Here is a 15,997-nt window from a genome sequence, read left to right as displayed (position 1 = left end):
ACAATACAAACTCTTAACGAAAGTTTTTAATTAAAAATCTTAATGATATGTTAGAAGTATTTCGATCCACTTCAAGCAAACTGATATTGCTACTTGTTATTGTATTAGTAGCTATCCTGCAATATCAATTTTGGTTAGGTGAGGGTGGCTATATCCCTCATCAAGCTCTCATGCAACAAATTCAGCAACAAGCTGAGGTAAATGAAGAGCTTAAAGAACGAAACCGTATTTTGGCAGCAGAGGTTTTTGACCTGAAAAATGGTACAGAAGCAATAGAAGAACATGCCCGCCTTGATCTTGGTTTGGTTAAACCTCACGAGACATTTGTTCAAATGAGTACGATTAGTACCCATTACAAACCTATTTATATTGACCCGAACGCTAAAGTTGATTTGGAAACGAATGAGACACCTGCATCCCCAGATATCCCAGACTAAATTGTGGGCAGTGATTCCAGCTGCAGGATCAGGAAGTCGTTTTTCTAAAACTGAATTGAAGCAGTATCAATATATTCAGAATAGGACTGTTTTAGAACATACGATTGGCCGTATAAGCCAACTTCCATTAAATGGTTATGTTTTGGCAATTGGTACACAAGATACCTTTGCCCAGACTCTAGCATTTCAAAATATAGATAAGGCGCATTTTTGCATAGGTGGAGCTGAGCGAGTTCATTCAGTTTTAAATGCGTTAAATCATCTTTTAAATTTTGCCGATGAAAATGATTGGGTACTTGTGCATGATGCGGCTCGCCCTTGTGTAACCATTGATTGTTTAAATGCACTTGTGGCAAATGCAATTGAATCAAATGAGAGTGCTATTTTAGCAATTCCTGTTCGTGATACTTTAAAGCAGGTTAAGTCAGGCAATCACATTGATAAAACAGTCAGCCGAGATTTATTATGGCAAGCTCAAACGCCTCAAATTACTAAAATCGGTAAACTAAAAAAAGCAATTGAACATGCTTTAGAAAATGATGTCACTATTACCGATGAGGCAAGTGCACTCGAGTATATGGGTGAAACTGTACAGGTCGTAATGGGTCGTTCGGATAATATAAAAATTACCTATCCCGATGATTTAGAACTTGCACGTTTGATTCTGCAATCTCAGTCTTAATTCTATTATTTTTAACTTGCTTGGATAATTTGCCCATCTAAGTAAGTTTTCTACATATCTATTTATAATCACTCATATTCTTTTACATTGATAAGTTTTAGGATTTATCAAGATCGTACAACTATACCAGATAATGTTCGATCATCGAACAAAAAATATTTATACCGAACAAAACCATGATTTGATAACTAGATCAAATTACAAAAATTATCAAGAATGTTTAAAAGGAAATCTAAGGGAAACACTCGGGATTGAGTGAAATATCTATCTGTTCATTCTGCCTCTGTGTGCCTAAATCTCTTATCTATTCCTTCCTGAATGAGCACAATGGAGTTGTCTAATGATTGACAAAAGTAAGTCCTCTCTTAGCGAGGTACTATCGCAGATTAAAGATGGCGCGACCATCCTGATTGGTGGTTTTGGTACCGCAGGACAACCCGCTGAACTCATTGATGGACTAATTGAACTCGGTATTAAAGACCTGACTATTGTGAGTAATAACGCCGGTAATGGCGATTATGGCTTGGCTAAACTGCTTAAGGCTGGTTCGGTTAAAAAAGTAATCTGTTCTTTTCCACGTCAGTCAGACTCTTATGTGTTTGATGAGTTATACCGTGCAGGAAAGGTTGAGCTTGAAGTGGTACCGCAAGGTAATCTGGCTTGCCGTATTCAAGCTGCTGGTATGGGATTAGGCGCTGTATTTACCCCAACAGGCTTTGGAACACTTTTAGCTGAAGGCAAAGAAACTCGCCAAATTGATGGTAAAGACTACGTACTCGAATATCCAATCAAGGCTGACTTTGCCTTGATTAAAGCTTACAAGTGCGATCGCTGGGGCAATCTGGTTTACCGTAAATCTGCACGCAACTTTGGTCCGATTATGGCCATGGCTGCTGATGTCACCATTGTTCAGGTGTCTGAAGTGGTTGAGCTAGGTGGATTAGATCCAGAGCACATCATCACCCCAGGTATCTTTGTACAGCACGTTGTACAAGTACAGCCCGCACAGTAAGCAATAAGGAGAAATAACATGAGCTACCAGAAACTCAGCCGTGACCAGATTGCAAAACGTGTGGCACAAGATATTCCAGATGGTGCCTATGTGAATTTGGGCATTGGCTTACCAACCAAGATCGCAAGCTACCTACCTAACGATAAAGATATTTTCCTTCATTCTGAAAATGGCCTGTTGGCCTTTGGCCCACCGCCAGCGGCAGGTGAAGAAGACCCTGAACTGATTAATGCAGGTAAAGAATTTGTGACCATGCTTGAAGGCGGCAGCTTTTTCCATCATGGCGACTCATTTGCGATGATGCGTGGTGGTCACCTTGATATTGCAGTGCTTGGAGCCTTTCAGGTTGCAGCGAATGGTGATTTGGCCAACTGGCACACGGGTGCACCTGATGCGATTCCTGCGGTAGGTGGTGCGATGGATTTGGCTGTAGGTGCCAAGAAAGTATTTATCACCACAGACCATGTAACCAAGCAAGGCGAGCCGAAAATTGTGGCTGAGCTGAGCTATCCGGTTACGGGTAAACACTGTGTTGACCGTATTTACACAGACCTTTGTGTGATTGATGTGACTAAAGATGGTTTAAAGGTGATTGAGAAAGTGGAAGGTCTTAGCTTTGATGAGTTGCAGGCTTTAACAGGTGCAACTTTGATTGATGCGACTCAAGGGTAAGGAAGTAGGGAAATGACATTAAAAAACGCTTATATCATCGATGCCATCCGTACACCATTTGGCCGTTATGCCGGTGGTCTTGCACCTGTCCGTGCTGATGACCTTGGTGCTGTGCCGATCAAAGCCTTAATTCAGCGTAACCCGAATGTAGATTGGGAACAGGTCGATGATGTGATCTATGGTTGTGCCAACCAAGCCGGTGAAGACAACCGTAACGTCGGCCGTATGTCAGCACTGCTTGCAGGTTTACCGTATCAAGTACCAGCGACGACTATTAACCGTTTGTGTGGTTCTTCACTCGATGCCATTGCCATTGCTGCCCGTGCTATTAAAGCAGGTGAAGCAAATTTAGTAATTGCTGGTGGTGTAGAAAGCATGAGCCGTGCGCCCTATGTGATGGGTAAGTCTGACAGTGCTTTTGGCCGTAGCCAGAAGATTGAAGACACCACTATGGGTTGGCGCTTCATTAACCCAAAACTTAAAGAATTGTATGGTGTAGACACCATGCCCCAGACTGCCGAAAACGTCGCTGAACAGTTCAACGTTAATCGTGCAGATCAGGACCAGTTTGCCTTGGTGAGCCAACAACGCACCGCAAGCGCGCAAGCCAAAGGCTTTTTTTCTAAAGAAATCGTGGCAGTTGAAATCCCTCAGCGTAAGGGTGATGCTGTTGTGATTGATACCGATGAACATCCACGTGCATCGACCACGCTTGAAGGTTTAAGCAAACTTAAACCTGTGGTTAAAGCAGAGGGTACAGTCACTGCAGGCAATGCTTCAGGGATTAACGATGGTGCAGCAGCTCTACTGATTGCTTCTGATGAGGCGGTTCAAGCTTACAATTTAAAACCACGTGCCAAGATCATTGCTTCAACAGCAGTGGGTGTAGAACCGCGTATTATGGGTTTCGCTCCGGCACCTGCAATCAAAAAGCTTCTTAAACAAGCCAACCTAACTTTAGATCAGATGGATGTGATTGAGCTGAACGAAGCCTTTGCTGCACAAGCTTTGGCAGTCACCCGTGATTTAGGTTTGCCAGACAATTCTGACAAGGTAAATCCAAACGGTGGTGCGATTGCTTTGGGCCATCCACTTGGTGCGTCAGGTGCACGCTTAGTGACCACAGCCCTAAACCAGCTTGAGCAAACAGGTGGTCGTTACGCTATGTGTTCAATGTGTATTGGTGTAGGTCAAGGCATCGCATTGATTATTGAGAGAGTCTAATCATGAGCCAGTTATATGCCAGCTTGTTTTATCAAAAAGACGTCACGGACATCTTTAGTGACTCATCTTTAATCACATATATGATTCAGGTTGAAGTTGCATTAGCTCAAGCACAGGCAAAAGTTGGCGTGATTCCTCAAAACGCGGCTAATACCATTGCCCAAGTAGCTGAGCAGGCAATAGAAAAGTTTGACTTTTCCGCTTTGGCTGTAGCAACTGGTTTGGCTGGAAATATCGCAATTCCATTTGTAAAACAACTTACGGCAATTGTGAAAGATGTGGATGAAGATGCTTCACGTTATGTGCATTGGGGCGCAACAAGTCAGGATATTTTAGACACAGCTTGTATTTTGCAATGTCGCGATGCGTTAAATATTGTGGAAGCACAACTTCAACACTGCTACAGCACTGCATTACAACAAGCTAAGCAATATCGTCATCAAGTCATGATTGGACGTACATGGTTACAGCAAGCTTTGCCAATCACTTTAGGGCATAAACTCGCTCGTTGGGCTTCTGCATTTAAGCGTGATTTAGATCGTATACAAGCTATGAAATCACGTGTACTCACTGCTCAGTTAGGCGGTGCTGTAGGTTCATTAGCTTCTTTGCAAGATCAAGGTTCACTTGTGGTCAGTGCATTTGCTCAGCAGCTGAATCTGACTGTACCGACAAGCACATGGCATGGTGAGCGCGACCGTATTGTAGAAATCGCAAGTGTGCTTGGCATGATTGTTGGGAATACGGGCAAGATGGCACGTGATTGGTCACTCATGATGCAAACTGAAATTGCCGAATTGTTTGAACCAACTGCAAAGGGCCGTGGTGGTTCATCAACCATGCCTCATAAGCGGAATCCAGTTGCAGCAGCTTCAGTACTTGCAGCAGCAAATCGTGTACCAGCACTTATGTCTAGCATCTATCAAAGCATGGTGCAGGAACATGAGCGTAGCTTAGGCGCATGGCATGCTGAATGGTTAGCAATCCCTGAAATTTTTCAGCTTTGTGCTGGAGCATTAACTCGTACTGGTGAAGTTTTACAAGGTTTCGAAGTTAATGCTGAGCATATGCAGCAGAACCTTGACTGTACCAACGGGTTGATTATGGCAGAAGCTGTGATGATGGCACTTGCTCCAAAAATTGGACGTTTAAATGCTCATCATGTTGTTGAAGCAGCTTGTAAAACAGCCGTGGCTCAAAAGCAGCATTTATCTGAGGTTGTTAGTCAGTTAGATGAAGTAAAAGAACATTTTAGTCAAACAGAAATTTTGGAAATATTTAAAGCAGAAAACTATTTGGGCAACATTCAAGCTCAAATTGATGCTGTTCTGCAAGAAGCACAAGGAGGAGACATAAAGTGAAACAGCTTATAACCAATCGACAAGGTAAACAGCTCGCTGTATATACGGATGGATTAAAAGATGCTCCAGCACTTGTGTTATCTAACTCGTTAGGAACAGATCATGGAATGTGGCAGCCGCAAGTAGATGAGCTTAAAAGTCATTTTAATGTCATTACATACGACACACGTGGTCATGGCGAAAGTGATGTGATCGCTGAAACATCTTTACAAAATTTAGGTGAAGATGTTGCTGATATTTTAGATGCCTTAAATATTGAAAAAGCTCATTTTTGTGGCATTTCAATGGGCGGAATTACAGGGCTTTGGTTAGCTATTCATTACCCAGAGCGCTTTCTAAGCATTACTGTCGCAAATTCGGCGGCAAAAATTGGACAGGCTGAAGCGTGGTTGAGTCGCGCAGAATCAGTAGAACAAAATGGACTGGCTGAATTGGTTAAAACCACGCACACACGTTGGTTTAGCGAAAAATTCGACTATCAACATAATGTGGTTGCACAAACGACGATTCAAAGTCTGGCAAACACACCAGCACAAGGTTATGCCAATGCGTGTCGTGCTTTAGCACATGCTGATTTAAGAGATGAAATTACGCAAATCCAAGTTCCAGTATTGCTCATTGCAGGAACGGCAGATCCAGTGACAACAGTAGCAGATGCTGAGTTTATGCAGAATGCTATTAAGAACAGTCAAATTGCTAAATTGGAAGCATCTCATCTTTCTAATATTGAGCAACCACAAAGATTTACTCAGGAATTAACTAGGTTTATTCAGCAAATCTAATAGCTTAGTAGTTTAAAAGGAATTGGCCTTAAGGAGGCAAACATGGCGTCTCAGGATTACGCTGCACCAAATAAAAGTATCGATGCTCAAGCATTAATTAATGATGCTCCACTCAGTAAGTATCAATGGATGATTGCAATCATCTGTTTCTTAATTATTTTTACTGATGGTATCGATACTGCTGCAATGGGTTTTATAGCTCCAGCTTTGGCTCAAGACTGGGGTGTTGATCGCTCTCAGTTAGGCCCAGTGATGAGTGCTGCACTTGGTGGAATGATTATTGGAGCTTTGGTTTCTGGCCCAACAGCTGACCGTTTTGGTCGAAAAATCGTTTTAGCTTTTTCGATGCTTGTGTTTGGTGGTTTTACTTTAGCATCTGCGTATGCAACCAACTTAGATAGCCTTGTCGTTTTACGCTTTTTGACAGGTATTGGTTTGGGTGCGGCGATGCCAAATGCCACCACATTATTCTCTGAATACTGTCCAACACGCATTCGTTCACTGCTGGTGACATGTATGTTCTGTGGCTACAACCTAGGTATGGCAACAGGAGGCTTTATTAGTAGCTGGCTCATCCCGACCTACGGTTGGCACAGTCTGTTTTTACTTGGCGGCTGGTCACCTTTGATCTTAATGGTTTTAGTGATTTTTGTCTTACCTGAGTCTTACCGCTTTTTAATTGTTAAAGGTAAGAACCCAGAAAAAGTACGTAAGATCTTAAATTATATCGCGCCAACTCAAGTTCAAAATGCGACTGCATTCCACGTACCTGAAGAGAAAACTGAAACAGCTCAAAAGAAAAATGTCTTTGGAATTATGTTTTCTAAACCATATGCAAAAGGAACACTTTTACTTTGGTTGACCTATTTCATGGGCTTAGTGGTTGTTTACTTGCTTACAAGCTGGTTACCAACACTGATGCGTGAAACAGGTGCTTCAATGGAGCGTGCTGCATTTATTGGTGGATTGTTCCAGTTTGGCGGTGTGGTAAGTGCATTATTCATTGGTTGGGCGATGGATAAATTTAACCCGAACCGAGTTATTGCCATTTTCTACTTTGCTGCGGGTCTATTTGCGATTGCTGTTGGTCAAAGTTTAGGAAACTCAACATTACTTGCTGTATTGGTTCTTTGCGCAGGTATCGCGATTAATGGTGCGCAATCTTCAATGCCAGCTTTAAGTGCTCGTTTTTATCCAACGCAGTGCCGTGCAACGGGTGTGTCGTGGATGACAGGTATTGGACGTTTCGGTGCGGTATTTGGTGCTTGGATTGGTGCCGTACTACTTGGTAATGATTGGTCGTTTACTGCCATTCTCAGTTTATTACTAATTCCAGCGACTGCTGCGGCTGTTGCTGTATTTGTTAAATCACTTGTTGCGCATACCGATGCAACTTAATAGAGGTCTATCACAATGAATGATGAACAACGCTATAAACAAGGCATTGAGGTGCGGACTGAAGTTTTGGGTGAAAAGCATGTTGGTCGGTCTTTGCAAAACTTAAATGACTTTAACCAAGATTTTCAAAACTTTATTAGCCGTTACGCATGGGGTGAGGTGTGGTCTCGTCCGGGCCTACCGCGTCATACACGTAGTTTAGTGACGATCGCAATTTTATTGGCGCTTGGCCGCGAAGATGAACTACGCATGCATTTACGTGCTTGTTTCAACAATGGTGTCACTAAAGAAGATTTAAAAGAGTTGATCTTACATAGCTCGCTCTATGCAGGTTTACCTGCTGCAAATGCTGCAATGCATATGGCCGAAGAAGTCTTTAAAGAGTTGGGAATAGAAGTCAACTCAGTTGCAGCAAAAGAACAGGATTAAGGAGATAAAGATGTCACAACATAGCTGGGGTGCTTACGCCCAACGTAATACAGAAGACCATCCACCTGCATATGCAGAAGGTTATAAGACAAGTGTTTTACGTTCGCCAAAAAATGCATTGATTTCTATTAATGAGACTTTAACTGAAGTTACTGCGCCGCATTTTTCTTCAAACTTGTTTGGCCCAAAAGATAACGATTTGATTTTGAACTATGCCAAAGATGGTTTACCAATTGGTGAGCGTGTCATCGTTCATGGTTATGTCCGTGACCAGTTTGGCCGTCCTGTAAAAAATGCACTTTTAGAAGTATGGCAAGCCAATGCTTCTGGTCGTTATCGCCATCCAAACGACAAATTTATTGGTGCAATGGACCCTAACTTCGGTGGTTGTGGTCGTACATTAACTGACGAAAATGGTTTTTATATTTTCCGTACCATTAAACCAGGTCCATATCCGTGGCGTAACCGTATCAATGAATGGCGTCCAGCTCATATTCACTTCTCTTTAATTGCTGATGGTTGGGCTCAGCGCCTAATTTCGCAGTTTTATTTTGAAGGCGATACGCTCATTGACACTTGCCCGATTTTAAAAACGATTCCTTCTGAAGATCAACGTCGTGCATTGATTGCACTAGAAGATAAAAACAACTTTATCGAAGCAGATAGCCGTTGTTACCGTTTTGACATCACTTTACGTGGTCGTCGAGCGACTTACTTCGAAAATGATTTGACTTAATCAGGAGCACGAGCATGAATAACTGGAATTTTCAGGAATTAAAAGAAACTCCATCTCAAACAGGTGGTCCTTACGTCCACATTGGTTTATTGCCACAACAAGCAAATATTGAAGTGTTTGAAAACAACTTTAATAACCAGTTAGTACAAGACCAAACCAAAGGCGAGCGTATTCGTCTTGAAGGTCAGGTATTTGACGGATTAGGTTTACCGCTGCGCGATGTGCTGATCGAAATTTGGCAAGCTGATGCGAATGGTATTTACCCAAGTCAGGCAGATACGCGTGAGCAAAAAGCTGATCCTGCATTTCAGGGTTGGGGACGTACTGGCGCTGACTTTGAAACAGGCGTTTGGAGCTTTAATACAATTAAGCCAGGTGCTACAGCCGGTCGTAAAGGTTCAACTCAAGCACCGCATATTGCATTAGTCATTTTCGCTCGCGGTATTAACTTAGGTCTTCATACACGTGTTTATTTTGAAGATGAAGCCGAGGCAAATGGCAATGACCCAATTTTAAATAGCATTGAGTGGGCACCGCGTCGCCAAACGCTTATTGCAAAACGTTTTGAAGAAAATGGTGAAATTGTTTACCGCTTTGATATTCGTATTCAAGGCGATAACGAAACAGTATTTTTTGATATTTAAGAAACACCTAAGGCTACACATGATTGTCCATGGATGCGTGTAGCCTTTTTAAAGGATGGTATGACAGAGATGAAAATGAAAACATTATTAAGCTTAAGTTTGCTTGCACTCCCATTTTTTACAGCACAGGTGAATGCTGAACCTGTTGCTTTAGCTACTCAAACACAACCTGCGACTACAGCAGTTAAAACAATTGTTCCAATTACAGCAAAGACCAAAGAACAAGCTTTAGCGCAAGCTCAAGTGATTGCAAATACAGCAGATGCTGATTTGGCAGAGTTCCGTATCGACTTACTCAGTTTTGCGAGTGATACGAAACAAGTGATTGCATTGGGGCATGAATTAAAAAAGATTTTAGGTAATAAGCCGCTAATCGCCACAATTCGCACTAAAAATGAAGGTGGTCAGCTTGAAATTAGCGATGTTGATTATGGTAAGACTTATCAGGCTTATTTAAAAAATCCGTTCATGGACTGGTTAGATGTTGAAATGTTCCGTGATCAAAAAGTAGTTTCAGATATTGTTCAAAAAGCACATCAAAAGAAAGTGCTGATTGTGATGTCTAATCATGACTTCCAAAAAACGCCAAGCCAAGATGAAATTGAAAAACGCCTGTTAAAACAAGATCAAATGGGCGCAGATATTCTAAAAATTGCCGTAATGCCAAAATCTAAACAAGACGTTTTCACTTTAATGAACGCAACTTTAAAAGTAAGTCAGCAAACCACTAAACCATTGTTAACGATGTCGATGGGACAACTTGGTACGATTTCTCGTGTTGCGACTGCCAATATGGGTGGAAGTTATAGCTTTGGCATGATTGGGCAGGCTTCTGCACCAGGACAAATTGATGTGACTAAGCTCAAACAGATTTTAAAAACCGTTCAACCAACAAACCCATAAATCATAAGGATATGATGAAATGAATACATTACGTTTAACTACTCTTGCATTAGGTTTGATGGTTTCAGGAATAACTGCAGCACAAACTTATGTTGTTGATCGTTATCAAGACGATAGCAATAAAGGCTCTTTACGCTGGGCAATTGAACAAGCCAATGCAAACCCAAGCGAAGCTAGCGAGATCTTGATTCAGGCGGTAGGCAAAGCGCCTTATGCGATTAAATTAAATAGTGCACTTCCTGAAATTAAAGCACCCATCAAAATTATTGGTACACAGTGGGATAAAACTGGCGAATACATCGCAATTGATGGTTCAAACTATATTAAAGGCGAAGGTGCAAAAGCTTGTCCCGGTGCAAACCCTGAGCAGTACGGCACCAATGTACGTACTATGACTTTACCGGGATTGGTACTACGTGACGTCAACAATGTCACTTTAAAAGGTTTAGACATTCATCGTTTCTGTATTGGTGTTTTGGTTAACCGTTCAAGCAATAACCTTATTCAACATAACCGTATTAGTAATAACTATGGTGGTGCCGGTGTCATGCTTACTGGTGATGACGGGCAAGGCAACCCAACGGCAACCACGACCAATAACAACAAAGTTTTAGACAATATTTTCCAAGACAATGGTGATGGTTTAGAACTGACACGTGGTGCTGCGTTTAACTTAATTGCAAATAACCATTTTGTTTCAACGAAAGCGAACCCAGAGCCATCACAAGGTATTGAAATTTTATGGGGTAATGACAATGCCGTAGTCGGTAATAAATTCGAAAACTATTCGGATGGCTTACAGATTAACTGGGGCAAGCGTAACTATATTGCCTACAACGAAATGACCAATAACTCGATTGGCTTCAACATGACAGGCGATGGCAACATTCTTGATAGCAATAGGGTGCATGGTAACCGTATTGGTGTTGCTATTCGTTCGGAAAAAGATGCAAATGCAAAAATTACATTGACTAAAAACCTGATTTGGGACAATGGTAAAGATATTAAACGCTGTGAAGCAGGTGGTTCATGTGTACCAAATCAGCGTTTAGGTGCAATTGTATTTGGTGTACCTGCACTTGAACACGAAGGTTTTGTTGGTTCTCGTGGTGGTGGCGTAGTGGTTGATCCATCTAAGCAACAAAAAACATGTACTCAACCAAATCAACAAAACTGTAATGCTCAGCCGAATCAGGGCATTAAAGCACCTAAGTTAACCGTTAATAAAGGTTCAGTTGCTGTAGAAATTAATGGATTACCAAACCAACGCTATCAAGTTGAGTTCTTTGGAAATCAAAATGCGGCATCAAAAGAAGCTGAGCAATATTTAGGAGCGGTTACCGTTGCCACAGATGCCGAAGGCAATGCAAAAGCGAATTGGAAGCCAACTCTCAAAGTTGCTTCAATTACAGCGAATGTAACTGATCGTTTTGGCGCGACGTCTGAACTTAGTTCGGCCGTACAAACTAAATAATAACAATAAGGGAAGCGCCTCAAACCGAGGCGCAGCATAGAAATATAGAAATGATAAAAGGGACTTGAAATGCCAAATATAATGAAACTGAGTGTGTTAACAATCGCTGTATTAGGCAGTCAACTTGCGCTTGCTAATGAGCCTTGGTCACAAGATCGTCAATGGTTGCTAGGCGACTGGAATGGTGAGCGCCAACAGCTAGAGCAACAAGGCTATAAATTTACAGCTTCTATCATGAGCCAAAGTGCCACAAATTTAGATGGTGGTTACAACGACAGCAATACTTTTGAAAATGCTGCGCAACTTTCTTTAGGTGCAAACTTCGATTTAGAAAAGATTGCTGGGTGGAAAGATACAACAGCGAGCCTGATCGTGACTAAACGTGACGGGAATGCGCTTACTTTGGAGCGTATTAAAGACCCGCGTTCTAGCCAATTAGGTAATGCTCAAGAGATTTATGGTCGCGGTAAAATCTGGCGTCTGTCTCAAGCATGGATAAAGAAAGGCTTTGTTGATAATACTATACAGGCCAAAGTTGGCCGTATGGGCATGTCAGAAGACTTTAATAGTTCTCAATGTGAGTTTCAGAACTTATTGCTTTGCGGTGGGCAGCTAGGAAAATCAATTGGTTCAATTTGGTACAACTCACCAGTTGGTGTTTGGGCTGCAAACGTTAAATATCAGTTTGCGCCTGAGTGGACTTTAGGTGTCGGTGTTTATGAAGTAAATCCAGACAACATTAAAACCGAATCAAATAGTGATGGTTTTAATCTGGATATGAACAACGTGAAGGGTGCAACCATACCAGTTGAGCTCGCATGGAAACCAAAACTTGCTGCTTTTAATGGTTTACCGGGTGAATATAAAGTAGGTGCGCTGTACTCAACCGCAGAAGCGAATGATATTAAAACCGCGGGTAAAGTTCATGATGGAAAACAAAGTTTCTGGATTAATGCACAACAACAACTGACGAATAACGGCCAAGATCCGAAACGCGGTTTATATGTAAGTTTTAATGGCGTTGTAAATGATAAGGCAACGACCTTTGTTCAAAGCACCCAACAACTTGCTCTTTGGTATAAAGGGCCATTTGATAGCCGTCCAAATGATTCGATTGGTTTTGGTATTGCCAATTATTTGGTCAATGATCGTGCTAAAGATAAGCAAATCGCAACAAACGAAAGCCGTGGATATTATAGCTATGATGCGATTGCATCTGACTATATTCCAATTCAAGACGACGAGCTAAATGTCGAATTGAACTATACCTATCAATGGTCTCCGGCCGTTATGTTACGTCCAAACATTCAATATATCCATCAACCTGCTGGTGTAAAAGCGGTCGATGATGCTTGGGTGGCGGGCTTAAGCGTTAAAGTCAATTTTTAACAATGTTGATGGCTGGTTAGACATAGTTTAACTGGCCCAAATGCTTGAACTATTGTGTTCAGTATATGTGGAGTAGGATCTATGTCTGAGTCAGATTCTAAGTTTCATATCTTATTCAAAATATGGTGTTTTCTATTAGGCCTAGTTTTATTGGCTACTGGTGTTTTTTACATCGTAGGCGGTGGCAAGCTAGTTTCACTAGGTGGGTCTTGGTATTTCCTAGTCGCAGGACTGTTAATTACCATTTCTGCATTTAGTATTTTTCGTAAAAAGGCACTTGGTGTCTGGATTTTTGCGGCTGTTTTTGTTGGCACAGTCATTTGGTCATTTGTTGATGCAGGATGGGAATTTTGGCCGTTATTCTCGCGGTTAATGTTTCCTGCTGGTCTTTTTGCCGCATTGTTATTTACCTTGCCTTCAATTCGACGTTACCAATTTCAAACTAGCTTGGCATCTTCATCTTATGCAGTGGGTGGGTTAGTTGTTGTTGGTATGTTGATTGCGTTCTATCAAATGTTCCAACCACATCCAACAGTAGCAAGTTCAGGTGAAAAGCTACCTTTAGTACCAGTTGACCCTGCTAAAAAACAGGTGAATTGGGAAAATTATGGAAATGATGGAGGTGGTAGTCGCTTTGTTGCTCTCGATCAAATTAACCGAGATAACGTTCATAAACTAAAAGAAGCTTGGCGTTTTAGAACAGGTGATTTTACAACAGGTAGTGGTAATGGTGCTGAAGACCAAATGACCCCGCTACAAGTTGGAAATAAAGTTTTTTTATGTACGCCACATAACAACATTTTTGCGATAGATGTTGACTCGGGTAAACAACTCTGGAAAGCTGAAGTGAACTCTAAAGCTGATGCTTGGGAACGTTGCCGTGGGGTTGCATACTTTGATTCGACCAAGCCACTTGTACAACCAACTTTGGCTGGTGCAAATGCAGTAACCACAGTTGCAACCAATACAGAATGCCCACGCCGTTTATATACCAATACACCAGATGGTCGTTTAATTGCAGTGAATGCAGATAACGGTCAGCGCTGTGCTGATTTTGGTGTAAATGGAACAGTTGATCTGTTAGAAGGTCTGGGAGCTGGAACTAAAGCTCCACGTTTTGAAGTGACTTCTGCTCCGACTATTGCGGGTACAACCATTGTAGTGGGTAGCCGTATTGCCGATAACGTAGCAGCAGATATGCCGGGTGGTGTTATCCGCGGTTATGACGTCATTACTGGCAAACTTCGTTGGGCATTTGACGCACGTAATCCAGATCCTAACTATGTTCTTAAACCAGGTGAAACTTATAAACGTAGTTCGGCAAACTCATGGGCTGCAATGTCATATGACCCGCAAATGAATACGGTGTTCTTACCTATGGGTAGCTCATCTGTCGACATTTGGGGGGGTAACCGTAATCCGTTAGATCATAAATACAATACTTCTGTTTTGGCGCTTGATGCGACAACAGGTAAAGAAAAGTGGGTATATCAAACTGTTCATAACGATTTATGGGACTTCGATTTACCAATGCAACCAAGTCTAGTTGATTTCCCATTGAAAGATGGTACGACTAAACCTGCTGTTGTGATTGGAACCAAATCAGGTCAATTCTTTGTGCTTGACCGTGTAACTGGTAAACCACTGACTAAAGTAATTGAACAGCCAGTTAAGCCTGCCAATATTCCGGGTGAGCAATATAGTGCAACTCAACCACGTTCAGTTGAAATGCCTCAAATTGGTAATCAGACTTTAACTGAATCAGATATGTGGGGTGCAACACCGTTTGATCAGCTCATGTGCCGTATTAACTTCAAGTCAATGCGTTACGAAGGTCTATTTACTGCACCGGGTACTGACGTTTCATTAAGCTTCCCAGGTTCTTTGGGTGGCATGAACTGGGGTAGCATTGCTTTTGATCCGACTCATCGTTATATGTTCGTCAACGATATGCGCCTTGGCTTATGGGTTCAATTAATGGAACAAACACCTGAAGATATTAAGATTCAGGCGAGTGGCGGTGAAAAAGTAAATACAGGTATGGGTGCTGTACCAATGAAAGGTACACCATATAAAGTGAATAAAAACCGCTTTATGTCTGCCTTAAGTATTCCTTGTCAGAAACCACCATTTGGTACTATGACTGCAATTGACATGAAAACTCGTCAAGTCGCATGGCAAGTACCACTGGGTACGGTTGAAGACACTGGACCTATGGGCATCAAAATGGGCTTAAAAGCACCGATCGGTATGCCAACAATTGGCGGGCCGATGGCAACTCAAGGTGGCTTGGTTTTCTTTGCAGCAACACAGGACTACTATTTACGTGCATTTGATTCATCTACAGGTAAGGAACTGTGGAAATCACGCATGCCAGTGGGTAGCCAAGGAACTCCAATAAGCTATGTTTCACCGAAAACAGGTAAACAATTTGTGGTTGTTACGGCAGGCGGAGCTCGTCAGTCTCCTGATCATGGTGATTATGTAATCGCTTATAGCTTAGAACAATAATTAAATAAGGCAAAAGAGAGCAATTCTCTTTTGCCTTTAATTTTAATATGTTTTTTATATTAAAGTACTGTGGTAAATTCTATTGTTTTAATTAGATAGATTTACCAAATAGTAAAAAAGTGCTTTAACTCATTGCAAAACCTAAAATATTCTTAAGATTGAGAATACTTGAACCATAGATGTGGCCGAATGATTAGATATTTTTCACAATGTTTTACCTATAAATAAAACTGATTTGTTTATTAAGTTTTGTTTAACTTAAGGTTGTGAATTTTAATTAGAAATAAACATTATTGTCTTTTTAGTCCTTAAAAGTCGGATTTTTTTGCTGGAAAAACCAGCG

Annotated in this window: 15 protein-coding genes; all 15 read left to right on the top strand. The window is 41.6% G+C overall.

Annotation, left to right across the window (positions count from 1 at the left end; all coding sequences use genetic code 11):
* Nucleotides 1-47: 47 nt before the first annotated feature.
* The 15 genes from ftsB to F886_RS12915 all read left to right on the top strand — a co-directional run bounded on the left by ftsB (nt 48) and on the right by F886_RS12915 (nt 15,654).
* Complete coding sequence (ftsB, locus tag F886_RS12985) at nt 48-437, top strand: cell division protein FtsB (protein ID WP_004643028.1); 390 nt, start codon at nt 48-50, stop codon at nt 435-437.
* A complete protein-coding gene (gene ispD, locus F886_RS12980; protein ID WP_005306062.1) occupies nt 403-1,119 on the top strand; it encodes a 2-C-methyl-D-erythritol 4-phosphate cytidylyltransferase in 717 nt (238 codons plus the stop codon). The genes ftsB and ispD overlap by 35 nt, the downstream gene beginning before the upstream one ends.
* 340 nt (nt 1,120-1,459) lie before the next feature.
* Nucleotides 1,460-2,131, top strand: a complete 672-nt coding sequence (locus F886_RS12975; RefSeq protein WP_005306059.1) for a 3-oxoacid CoA-transferase subunit A — start codon at nt 1,460-1,462, stop codon at nt 2,129-2,131.
* 18 nt (nt 2,132-2,149) lie between these two features.
* Entirely contained in the window at nt 2,150-2,803 is a 654-nt protein-coding gene (locus tag F886_RS12970) for a 3-oxoacid CoA-transferase subunit B (protein WP_004792017.1), read from the top strand.
* A gap of 12 nt (nt 2,804-2,815) precedes the next feature.
* The gene (pcaF, locus tag F886_RS12965; RefSeq protein ID WP_005306055.1) at nt 2,816-4,027 is read left to right on the top strand and encodes a 3-oxoadipyl-CoA thiolase; all 1,212 of its coding nucleotides are present in this window, start codon (nt 2,816-2,818) and stop codon (nt 4,025-4,027) included.
* A 2-nt stretch (nt 4,028-4,029) separates the two neighbouring features.
* Nucleotides 4,030-5,388, top strand: a complete 1,359-nt coding sequence (pcaB, locus tag F886_RS12960; RefSeq protein WP_005306053.1) for a 3-carboxy-cis,cis-muconate cycloisomerase — start codon at nt 4,030-4,032, stop codon at nt 5,386-5,388.
* Nucleotides 5,385-6,170, top strand: a complete 786-nt coding sequence (gene pcaD / locus F886_RS12955; protein ID WP_005306050.1) for a 3-oxoadipate enol-lactonase — start codon at nt 5,385-5,387, stop codon at nt 6,168-6,170. The genes pcaB and pcaD overlap by 4 nt, the downstream gene beginning before the upstream one ends.
* A 42-nt stretch (nt 6,171-6,212) precedes the next feature.
* Nucleotides 6,213-7,568 carry a 4-hydroxybenzoate transporter PcaK gene (locus tag F886_RS12950; protein WP_005306047.1) on the top strand — a complete coding sequence of 452 codons (1,356 nt, stop codon included), beginning with the start codon at nt 6,213-6,215 and terminating at the stop codon, nt 7,566-7,568.
* A gap of 15 nt (nt 7,569-7,583) precedes the next feature.
* Nucleotides 7,584-7,997 (top strand): 4-carboxymuconolactone decarboxylase, encoded by a 414-nt coding sequence (pcaC, locus tag F886_RS12945; RefSeq protein WP_005306044.1) that lies wholly within the window; start codon nt 7,584-7,586, stop codon nt 7,995-7,997.
* A 10-nt stretch (nt 7,998-8,007) separates the two neighbouring features.
* Complete coding sequence (gene pcaH, locus F886_RS12940) at nt 8,008-8,733, top strand: protocatechuate 3,4-dioxygenase subunit beta (protein WP_004792028.1); 726 nt, start codon at nt 8,008-8,010, stop codon at nt 8,731-8,733.
* Between the two features lie 14 nt (nt 8,734-8,747).
* Nucleotides 8,748-9,377: a protocatechuate 3,4-dioxygenase subunit alpha gene (pcaG, locus tag F886_RS12935; RefSeq protein ID WP_005306041.1), complete on the top strand. Its 630-nt coding sequence runs from the start codon at nt 8,748-8,750 to the stop codon at nt 9,375-9,377.
* A 75-nt stretch (nt 9,378-9,452) separates the two neighbouring features.
* Entirely contained in the window at nt 9,453-10,280 is an 828-nt protein-coding gene (gene aroD / locus F886_RS12930) for a type I 3-dehydroquinate dehydratase (RefSeq protein ID WP_081402266.1), read from the top strand.
* 19 nt (nt 10,281-10,299) lie between these two features.
* On the top strand, nt 10,300-11,754 hold the full coding sequence (locus F886_RS12925; RefSeq protein WP_005306035.1) for a right-handed parallel beta-helix repeat-containing protein: 1,455 nt from the start codon (nt 10,300-10,302) through the stop codon (nt 11,752-11,754).
* A 69-nt stretch (nt 11,755-11,823) separates the two neighbouring features.
* Nucleotides 11,824-13,143, top strand: a complete 1,320-nt coding sequence (locus tag F886_RS12920) for a carbohydrate porin (protein ID WP_005306033.1) — start codon at nt 11,824-11,826, stop codon at nt 13,141-13,143.
* A gap of 81 nt (nt 13,144-13,224) precedes the next feature.
* The gene (locus F886_RS12915) at nt 13,225-15,654 is read left to right on the top strand and encodes a glucose/quinate/shikimate family membrane-bound PQQ-dependent dehydrogenase (RefSeq protein ID WP_005306032.1); all 2,430 of its coding nucleotides are present in this window, start codon (nt 13,225-13,227) and stop codon (nt 15,652-15,654) included.
* Nucleotides 15,655-15,997 lie beyond the last annotated feature (343 nt).

The organism is Acinetobacter sp. NIPH 542, assembly GCF_000369825.1.
Lineage (GTDB): Bacteria > Pseudomonadota > Gammaproteobacteria > Pseudomonadales > Moraxellaceae > Acinetobacter > Acinetobacter oleivorans.
The sequence above is the reverse complement of the archived record's forward strand: the minus strand, read 5'-3'. Positions and strand labels throughout refer to the sequence as shown.

Excerpts from the sequence above, each read along its gene's own strand:
- ftsB (WP_004643028.1), top strand. The coding sequence starts at position 48 with ATGTTAGAAGTATTTCGATCCACTTCAAGCAAACTGATATTGCTACTT.
- ispD (WP_005306062.1), top strand. The coding sequence starts at position 403 with ATGAGACACCTGCATCCCCAGATATCCCAGACTAAATTGTGGGCAGTG.
- F886_RS12975 (WP_005306059.1), top strand. The coding sequence starts at position 1,460 with ATGATTGACAAAAGTAAGTCCTCTCTTAGCGAGGTACTATCGCAGATT.
- F886_RS12970 (WP_004792017.1), top strand. The coding sequence starts at position 2,150 with ATGAGCTACCAGAAACTCAGCCGTGACCAGATTGCAAAACGTGTGGCA.
- pcaF (WP_005306055.1), top strand. The coding sequence starts at position 2,816 with ATGACATTAAAAAACGCTTATATCATCGATGCCATCCGTACACCATTT.
- pcaB (WP_005306053.1), top strand. The coding sequence starts at position 4,030 with ATGAGCCAGTTATATGCCAGCTTGTTTTATCAAAAAGACGTCACGGAC.
- F886_RS12950 (WP_005306047.1), top strand. The coding sequence starts at position 6,213 with ATGGCGTCTCAGGATTACGCTGCACCAAATAAAAGTATCGATGCTCAA.
- pcaC (WP_005306044.1), top strand. The coding sequence starts at position 7,584 with ATGAATGATGAACAACGCTATAAACAAGGCATTGAGGTGCGGACTGAA.
- pcaH (WP_004792028.1), top strand. The coding sequence starts at position 8,008 with ATGTCACAACATAGCTGGGGTGCTTACGCCCAACGTAATACAGAAGAC.
- pcaG (WP_005306041.1), top strand. The coding sequence starts at position 8,748 with ATGAATAACTGGAATTTTCAGGAATTAAAAGAAACTCCATCTCAAACA.
- aroD (WP_081402266.1), top strand. The coding sequence starts at position 9,453 with ATGAAAACATTATTAAGCTTAAGTTTGCTTGCACTCCCATTTTTTACA.
- F886_RS12925 (WP_005306035.1), top strand. The coding sequence starts at position 10,300 with ATGAATACATTACGTTTAACTACTCTTGCATTAGGTTTGATGGTTTCA.
- F886_RS12920 (WP_005306033.1), top strand. The coding sequence starts at position 11,824 with ATGCCAAATATAATGAAACTGAGTGTGTTAACAATCGCTGTATTAGGC.
- F886_RS12915 (WP_005306032.1), top strand. The coding sequence starts at position 13,225 with ATGTCTGAGTCAGATTCTAAGTTTCATATCTTATTCAAAATATGGTGT.